11 protein-coding genes are annotated in these 7,487 nt (G+C 61.3%); 1 reads left to right on the forward strand and 10 read right to left on the reverse strand.

Going from position 1 to position 7,487, the window contains the following annotated elements; translation table 11 throughout:
• The coding region (locus tag Q8Q83_RS04710; protein WP_305621571.1) for a metallopeptidase TldD-related protein at positions 1–471 on the forward strand (471 nt) is incomplete at its 5' end.
• 112 nt (positions 472–583) lie between these two features.
• On the opposite strand, the gene Q8Q83_RS04715 is transcribed toward Q8Q83_RS04710, so the two are convergent.
• The 10 genes from Q8Q83_RS04715 to Q8Q83_RS04760 all read right to left on the reverse strand — a co-directional run.
• Entirely contained in the window at positions 584–856 is a 273-nt protein-coding gene (locus Q8Q83_RS04715; protein ID WP_305621572.1) for an HPr family phosphocarrier protein, read from the reverse strand.
• Between the two features lie 12 nt (positions 857–868).
• Positions 869–1,726, reverse strand: a complete 858-nt coding sequence (gene rapZ, locus Q8Q83_RS04720) for an RNase adapter RapZ (protein ID WP_305621574.1) — start codon at positions 1,724–1,726, stop codon at positions 869–871.
• A gap of 2 nt (positions 1,727–1,728) precedes the next feature.
• Positions 1,729–2,202 carry a PTS IIA-like nitrogen regulatory protein PtsN gene (gene ptsN, locus Q8Q83_RS04725; RefSeq protein ID WP_305621576.1) on the reverse strand — a complete coding sequence of 158 codons (474 nt, stop codon included), beginning with the start codon at positions 2,200–2,202 and terminating at the stop codon, positions 1,729–1,731.
• 15 nt (positions 2,203–2,217) lie between these two features.
• Positions 2,218–2,526 carry a ribosome hibernation-promoting factor, HPF/YfiA family gene (hpf, locus tag Q8Q83_RS04730; RefSeq protein ID WP_305621578.1) on the reverse strand — a complete coding sequence of 103 codons (309 nt, stop codon included), beginning with the start codon at positions 2,524–2,526 and terminating at the stop codon, positions 2,218–2,220.
• Between the two features lie 191 nt (positions 2,527–2,717).
• Positions 2,718–4,232, reverse strand: a complete 1,515-nt coding sequence (locus tag Q8Q83_RS04735) for an RNA polymerase factor sigma-54 (RefSeq protein ID WP_305621580.1) — start codon at positions 4,230–4,232, stop codon at positions 2,718–2,720.
• Positions 4,233–4,365: 133 nt separating this feature from the next.
• Positions 4,366–5,091, reverse strand: coding sequence for an LPS export ABC transporter ATP-binding protein (gene lptB / locus Q8Q83_RS04740; protein ID WP_305621582.1), 726 nt, complete (start codon positions 5,089–5,091; stop codon positions 4,366–4,368).
• Between the two features lie 2 nt (positions 5,092–5,093).
• Positions 5,094–5,636: a lipopolysaccharide transport periplasmic protein LptA gene (lptA, locus tag Q8Q83_RS04745; RefSeq protein ID WP_305621584.1), complete on the reverse strand. Its 543-nt coding sequence runs from the start codon at positions 5,634–5,636 to the stop codon at positions 5,094–5,096.
• A complete protein-coding gene (gene lptC / locus Q8Q83_RS04750) occupies positions 5,623–6,192 on the reverse strand; it encodes an LPS export ABC transporter periplasmic protein LptC (RefSeq protein ID WP_305621586.1) in 570 nt (189 codons plus the stop codon). Before lptC ends, lptA begins: the two co-directional genes overlap by 14 nt.
• 8 nt (positions 6,193–6,200) lie before the next feature.
• Complete coding sequence (locus tag Q8Q83_RS04755; protein WP_305621587.1) at positions 6,201–6,725, reverse strand: HAD family hydrolase; 525 nt, start codon at positions 6,723–6,725, stop codon at positions 6,201–6,203.
• Positions 6,725–7,487, reverse strand: a 763-nt coding sequence (locus tag Q8Q83_RS04760; protein ID WP_305621589.1) for a KpsF/GutQ family sugar-phosphate isomerase, incomplete at its 5' end; no start/stop codon positions are given. The genes Q8Q83_RS04755 and Q8Q83_RS04760, both read right to left, overlap by 1 nt.

Below are 7,487 nucleotides of genomic sequence, written 5' to 3' on the forward strand. Positions count from 1 at the left end.
CCGCATATTCCCCGCGCCCTGGGCAGCGCCGCCTTCGACGGCGACGGCCTGGCCACCTACGCGAAGTCCTTCGTCGAGCGTGGCGAGCTGCTGTCCTATGTGCTCGGCACCTACTCCGGGCGCAAGCTGGGCATGCCCAGCACCGCCAACTCCGGCGGCGTGCATAACCTGTTCGTCAGTCATGGCGATGAGGACCAGCAGGCGCTGCTCAAGCGCATGGGGCGCGGTCTGCTGGTCACCGAGCTGATGGGCCAGGGCCTGAATATGGTCACCGGCGACTATTCCCGCGGCGCCGGCGGCTACTGGGTGGAGAACGGCGAGATCCAGTTCCCGGTGCAGGAAGTCACCATAGCCGGCAATCTGCGCGATATGTTCAAGCAGATAGTCGCGGTGGGTAATGATCTGGAGCTGCGCAGCAATATCCGCACCGGCTCGGTGTTGATCGAGCGGATGACGGTGGCGGGCAGCTAGGGCGTAGGGTGGGTTAGGCGCGCATGCGGTCAGTATCGACTCGCGCTAAACGTTGCGCGCGCCGTAACCCACCATAACTATCTCCGCTGTGCGTTATCCAGCCGACAACTATTTATTCACCTTCGTCGAAGTAGTTGTTGATTAGTTCGCTTAGGGCGTTGAGCGCGTCGCTGTCCTGCTCGCCTTCGGTATGCAGGAGCACGGCCGTACCTTTGCCGGCGGCCAGCATCATCACCGCCATAATGCTTTTACCGTCCACCAGGCTGTCTGGCGTGCGACCGATTCTGACCTGACAAGGAAAGCGCCCGGCGACGCCAACAAATTTGGCGGCGGCACGGGCGTGCAGACCAAGCTTGTTGATAATGGTGATTTCGCAGGCGGGCATTGCGGCAATTCCTTAACTGAGGTCGCGGTGGCGAATCTGGACGTTCTTCAGGATGGGTTTGAGGGTTTCGCCGAGGCGATTGGCCAGGTACACCGAGCGGTGGTGTCCGCCGGTACAGCCGATGGCCACTGTGACATAGGCGCGGTTGCTGGCAGCAAAACGCGGCAGCCACTTGGTCAGGTAGGCGAGGACATCCTGGTACATCTCCTCGACATCGGCTTGGGCGGACAGGTACTCGACCACCGGTTGGTCGAGGCCCGAGTAGTCGCGCAAATCCGGCTTCCAGTAGGGGTTGGGCAGGCAGCGCACATCGAATACCAGGTCGGCATCCACCGGCATGCCGCGCTTGAAGCCAAAGGACTCCAGCAGGAAGGCCGTACCCGGCTCGGGTTGATTGAGCAGGCGCAGCTTAAGGCTGTCGCGCAGCTGGTAGAGATTCAGGTGGGTGGTGTCAATCTTGAGGTCGGCCAGGTCGATGATCGGCCCGAGCAGCTGGCTCTCATCGGCAATGGCTTCGGCCAATGAGCGATTCTCGTTGGTCAGCGGGTGACGTCTGCGGGTCTCGGAGAAGCGCTTGAGCAGCGTCTCTTCGTCGGCATCCAGGTAGATCACGTCGCACTTGATATGCCGCGCGCGCACTTCGTCGAGCAGCTCGGGGAAGCGCTTGAGGTGGCTGGGTAGATTGCGCGCATCGATCGATACGGCGACTTGCGGGTGCAGCAGTTCGGTATGCAGCAACGCGCGTTCGGCCAGTTCGGGGAGCAGGCCGGCCGGCAGGTTGTCGATGCAATAGAAACCGTTGTCCTCCAGCACATCGAGGGCGGTGCTTTTGCCGGAGCCGGAGCGACCGCTGACGATGATCAGGCGCATGCTCAGGCCCGGTTGAGCTGGCTTTGTACGTCCACGACCACCTGGTACAGGGCCTCGTTGCTCTGCGCCTGGCGCAGGCGTTCACGGACGTCGTTGCGGTCGAGCATGCTGGCGATTTGCCGCAGTAGCTCGAGGTGGGCATCGGTCGCCGCTTCGGGAACCAGTAGCACGAACAGCAGATCGACCGGCGCGCCGTCGATGGCGTCGAAGTCCACCGCCGCGTCCAGTTTCAACAAGGCGCTGATGGGGGCGGTGCAGCCCGGCAGGCGACAGTGCGGAATGGCGATGCCATTGCCGAAACCGGTCGAGCCGAGTTTTTCGCGGGCGATCAGGCTTTCGAAAATGTCTTGGCCATCCAGGTCAGGCAGCTCGCGCGCCACCAGGTTGGCAATCTGTTCGAGAACACGTTTTTTGCTGCCGCCCGGCACGTTCACCAAGGAACGGCCGGGGGTCAGGATAGTTTCAAGTCGGATCATAGGAGATAGACGATGTCAGCGGGCCAGTGCGCCCTGCTGACGTTCGAGCTGTTTTTCCTTGTGCTTGATAAGTTGTCGGTCGAGTTTGTCGGTCAGTAAATCGATGGCTGCATACATGTCGTCGTGTTCGGCATTGGCGACCACTTCGCCGCCGGCAATGTGCAAGGTCGCTTCGATTTTCTGTTTGAGTTTCTCGACCTCCATGGTGACTTGCACATTGGTGATTTTGTCGAAGTGGCGCTCCAATCGGCCGAGTTTTTCCTCGACGTAGGCGCGCAGGGCGTCGGTCACATCCAGCTGATGTCCACTGATGTTGACTTGCATACCGCTTTCTCCTTGTTGCCGTGTGTAAGAGGCAGGCGAGAGGCCTGCCGCCGGAACACTGTGGCGGGGAAGACTCTGGCAGAACGAGTCTGGCACTGGCGCAAATCCCTTGTAGGCAGTATGGCTGCTTTCGAGGAGATGCGTGGCCGGGTGTTATGTGCAGTGTGAACCGTCTTCCTTCTACTGCCGCCTTACAGCAATCGCTTGCGCTCACTGGATGGCGCTATTCCGAGGGATTCACGGTATTTTGCGACTGTGCGGCGGGCTACTTGAATGCCCTGTGCCTCCAGTAAACCAGCGATCTTGCTGTCACTCAACGGCTTTTTTGCATTTTCCGCGGCGACCAGTTTTTTGATGATGGCGCGGATCGCGGTGGACGAGCATTCGCCCCCTTCGGAGGTGCTGACGTGGCTGGAGAAGAAGTATTTCAGCTCGTAAATGCCGCGCGGGGTGTGCATGAATTTTTGCGTGGTGACCCGCGAAATGGTCGATTCGTGCATGCCCACCGCTTCGGCGATATCGTGCAGCACCAGGGGCTTCATCGCCTCGTCGCCGTAATCGAGAAAGCCGCGCTGGTGCTCGACTATCTGGGTGGCGACCTTCATCAGGGTTTCGTTGCGGCTTTGCAGGCTCTTGATAAACCAGCGTGCTTCCTGCAATTGGTTGCGCATAAAGGTGTTGTCGGCGCTGGAGTCGGCACGTTTGACGAAGCCGGCGTATTGCGGGTTGACCCGCAGGCGCGGCATGGCTTCCTGGTTGAGTTCGACCAGCCAGCGCTCGTTGTGCTTGCGCACTATGACGTCGGGCACCACGTATTCCGCTTCGCTCGACTCGATCTGCGAGCCGGGGCGCGGGTTGAGGCTCTGGATCAACTCGATGACCTGGCGCAGCTCGTCTTCCTTGAGCTTCATGCGGCGCATCAGTTGGCTGTAGTCGCGGCTGCCGAGCAGGTCTAGATAGTCGTGGGCCAGGCGCTGTGCTTCGCTCAGCCAGGGGGTTGTCGCCGGCAGTTGGCGCAGTTGCAGGAGCAGGCACTCACCCAGGTTGCGTGCGGCTATGCCGGCGGGTTCGAACTGCTGGATGCGGTGCAGCACGGCTTCCACTTCGTCCAGTTCGATATCCAGTTCCGGGTCGAAGGCTTCGACTACTTCCTCGAGGCTCTCTTCCAGGTAACCCTGCTCGTTGATGCAGTCGATCAGGGTGACGGCGATCAGGCGGTCCTTGTCGGACATGGGCGAAAGGTTGAGCTGCCAGAGCATATGGCTTTGCAGGCTCTCGCCGCTGGAGGTGCGGGTGGTGAAGTCCCACTCGTCATCGTCGCTGGTGCTGCTGGGCAGGCTGCTGGCGCTGGTCTGGTAGATGTCTTCCCAGGCGGTGTCGACCGGCAGCTCGTTGGGAATGCGCTCGTTCCATTCGCCGTCTTCCAGGTTATCCACGGTCTGCGTGTTTTCCTGGTAACTGGGCTCCTGGTAAGGCGCTTCTTGCTGTTCGCTGGAGGTGGCACTTTCTGCGCCATCGGCCATGGGGTCCGAGTTGTCGAAATCCTCGCCGTCTTCCTGGCGTTCGAGCATCGGATTGGATTCCAGTGCCTCCTGGATCTCTTGCTGCAGATCCAGGGTGGACAGTTGGAGTAGGCGGATGGCCTGTTGCAGCTGCGGTGTCATCGTCAGCTGCTGGCCCATCTTCAGGACTAGCGATGGTTTCATTGCAGACCTTATTTACCGGCGTCTGTGCGCAATCCACTACAGGGCGCCGAGGCGCCACAAGGAGGCAAATTATATGCCTGACTCTAAGGGGTTTGCCTAGCGCTACCTGTCGCAGGCTTGGGAAAAGCCGCTGCTACAGGCGGAACTCGTGCCCCAGGTACACCTCTTTAACCGTCTGGTTGGCCAGGATGGCTGCGGCATCGCCTTCGGCGATCAGTTGGCCGTCACTGACAATGTAGGCGGTTTCGCAGATATCCAGGGTCTCGCGCACGTTGTGATCGGTGATCAGCACCCCGATGCCCTTGGCCTTGAGGTGATAAATGATCTGTTTGATATCTCCGACCGAGATCGGGTCGACCCCGGCGAAGGGCTCGTCGAGCAGGATGAATTTCGGATTGGTGGCCAGGGCGCGGGCGATTTCCACGCGGCGACGCTCACCACCGGATAGGCTCATGCCGAGGTTGTCGCGGATATGGCTGATATGGAATTCCTGCAGCAGGTTTTCCAGTTCCTTATGCCGCTCTGTGCGATTGAGGTCTTTGCGGGTTTCCAGGATGGCCATGATGTTGTCGGCCACGCTGAGCTTGCGAAAGATCGAGGCTTCCTGCGGCAGGTAGCCGATGCCGGCACGGGCGCGGCCGTGCATGGGCTGGTGACTGACGTCGTGGTCATCGATCAGCACGCGGCCCTGATCGGCCTGCACCAGACCGACTATCATATAGAAGCAGGTGGTCTTGCCCGCACCGTTAGGGCCGAGCAGGCCGACGATCTGCCCGCTGTCGATGCTCAGGCTGACGTCGCGAACAACTTGGCGACCCTTGTAGCTCTTGGCCAGGTGTTGGGCTTTCAATGTGGCCATTATTACTGCGCCTGCTGTTCGGCTGGTTTGTTCTTCGGCTGGATCACCATGTCGATGCGCGGACGTGGCGCGGTCAGGCTGGTGCCCGTGGCGCGGCCGGCGTTGACGATCTGGCGCTGGGTGTCATAGACGATCTTCTCGCCTTCGAAGGTATTGCCTTCCTGGATCACCTTGGCCTGGTCGATCAGCACGATGCGCTCGTTGGCGGCGAAGTACTGGATGGTCAGGCCGTAGGCTTTGACTATCTGCTTGTCGGTGGCCGGCAGCTGCTCGTAATAGGCCGGTTTGCCCACCGCCGTGAACACGTCGATATCGCCCGCCGGGGTCTGGGTGATGGTCACGGTGTCGCCGGTGATCTTCAGGGTGCCCTGGGTGATGATCACGGCGCCGCGATAAACGGCAACGCCTTGTTTGTCATCGAGTTCTGCGCTGTCGGCCTGGATACGGATCGGTTGTTCGCGATCAGTCGGCAGGGCCCAGGCGCTGACGCTTCCGAGCGCGGCGCTCAAGCCGAATAGTAGGGGGAGGGTTTTAACGAACCTCATGCTGACCTCTTACATTGGACAGCAGGAGCATCCTGCCGTCATTCAAGTACGCTTTCATTCCTTGTGCCGTGGTCACCCCATTGGCGGCGTCGATTCTAACGGCTTGCTGGGTCTGCGCATATTCCTTCTCGGGGAATACGGTCAGACGGCTGGTGGTGAGAATGGTCGGGCGCCCTTTGGCGTCGGTGCGTTCGACCCGAACCTGGTCGATCAGCTCGACTTCCTTGCCGGCGGGTGCCACTTCGCCGCGCTCGCTGCGGATATGCCAGGGCAGTTCTTCGCCGCGATAGAGGGCCACCCGCGGGCTATTCATCAGGGTGATATCGCTCGCCTGCATATGCTCGACCTTGCTGGCCTGCATTTCATACTGAAGTTTGCCATCCACCATGTATTGCACGGTGTTGGTGTTGGTCGCATAGAAATCCACGGGGTTCTGCACCGTCACTGCGCGGTCTTGCTCGGCAAAGCTTTCCGGGTTGATATTCCAGTAGCCGAGCGCGACCAATAGGGCGGCGGCGCAGGCGAGTAAAAGGATGTTGAACAGTTTGCGCGGCATGGTCGGCTCTACAGGTAGGCGGCTTGGGCAGATTCGAGGCTGCCCTGGGCGCGCATGATCAGTTCGCAAAATTCGCGCGCGGCACCCTCGCCGCCGCGTGCCTGGGTCACGCCGTGGGCGTGCTGGCGGACGAAGGCGTCGGCGCTGGCCACCGCCATGCCCAGGCCGACCCGGCGAATCACCGGCAGGTCCGGCAGGTCGTCGCCCAGGTAGGCGACTTGCTCGTAGCTCAGGCCGAGTTCGCCGAGCAGCTCATCCAGCACCACCAGCTTGTCTTCGCGACCCTGGTACAGGTGCTGGATGCCGAGGTTCTGCGCGCGGCGTTCGACCACCGGGGTCTTGCGCCCGCTGATGATGGCGGTGCGCACCCCGGAGTTGATCAGCATCTTGATGCCGTGGCCGTCGAGGGTGTTGAAGGTCTTGAATTCACTGCCGTCGACCAGGAAATACAGTTTGCCGTCGGTGAGTACGCCGTCGACATCGAAGATCGCCAGTTTCACGGCTTGGGCGCGTTGCAGCAGTTGGCTGTCCATTACATCACTCCGGCGCGCAGCAGGTCGTGCATGTTCAATGCGCCCACCGGGCGGTCTTCAGAGTCGACCACCACCAGGCCGCTGATCTTGTGGTCTTCCATGATCTTCAGGGCTTCGGCGGCGAGCATCTCGGCGCGGGCGGTTTTGCCGTGTACGGTCATCACCTCGTCGATGCTGGCCTGGCGTACATCGATGCCGCGATCCAGGGTGCGGCGTAAATCGCCGTCGGTGAAGACCCCGGCTAGGCGCCCGTCATCTTCCACCACCACTGTCATGCCCAGGCCTTTCTGGGTCATTTCCAGCAGGGCGTCGCGTAGCGAGGTGCCGCGCTGCACCTTGGGCAGGGTAGCGCCGGCATGCATGACATTTTCCACTTTCAGCAGCAGGCGACGGCCCAGGGCGCCGCCGGGGTGGGAGAAGGCGAAATCTTCGGCGGTGAAGCCGCGGGCTTCCAGCAGGGCGATGGCCAGCGCGTCGCCGAGTACCAGCGAGACTGTGGTGGAGGAGGTAGGGGCCAGGTTGAGCGGGCAGGCTTCCTGGGATACCCGGGCGTCCAGATTGACTTCGGCGGCCTTGGCCAGCGCTGACTCCGGGTTGCCGGTCATGCTGATCAGGGTGATGCCGAGGCGCTTGATCAGCGGCAGCAGGGTCACGATTTCCGCGGTGGAGCCTGAGTTGGACAGGGCCAGCACCACGTCATCGCGGGTGATCATGCCCATGTCGCCGTGGCTGGCTTCGGCCGGATGGACGAAAAACGCCGTG

Source organism: Pseudomonas sp., assembly GCF_030696055.1.
Taxonomy (GTDB): domain Bacteria; phylum Pseudomonadota; class Gammaproteobacteria; order Pseudomonadales; family Pseudomonadaceae; genus Aquipseudomonas.

Coding starts and splice junctions, on each gene's coding strand:
- Q8Q83_RS04735 (WP_305621580.1), bottom strand. CDS start 4,232: ATGAAACCATCGCTAGTCCTGAAGATGGGCCAGCAGCTGACGATGACA.
- lptA (WP_305621584.1), bottom strand. CDS start 5,636: ATGAGGTTCGTTAAAACCCTCCCCCTACTATTCGGCTTGAGCGCCGCG.
- hpf (WP_305621578.1), bottom strand. CDS start 2,526: ATGCAAGTCAACATCAGTGGACATCAGCTGGATGTGACCGACGCCCTG.
- lptB (WP_305621582.1), bottom strand. CDS start 5,091: ATGGCCACATTGAAAGCCCAACACCTGGCCAAGAGCTACAAGGGTCGC.
- ptsN (WP_305621576.1), bottom strand. CDS start 2,202: ATGATCCGACTTGAAACTATCCTGACCCCCGGCCGTTCCTTGGTGAAC.
- lptC (WP_305621586.1), bottom strand. CDS start 6,192: ATGCCGCGCAAACTGTTCAACATCCTTTTACTCGCCTGCGCCGCCGCC.
- Q8Q83_RS04755 (WP_305621587.1), bottom strand. CDS start 6,725: ATGGACAGCCAACTGCTGCAACGCGCCCAAGCCGTGAAACTGGCGATC.
- rapZ (WP_305621574.1), bottom strand. CDS start 1,726: ATGCGCCTGATCATCGTCAGCGGTCGCTCCGGCTCCGGCAAAAGCACC.
- Q8Q83_RS04715 (WP_305621572.1), bottom strand. CDS start 856: ATGCCCGCCTGCGAAATCACCATTATCAACAAGCTTGGTCTGCACGCC.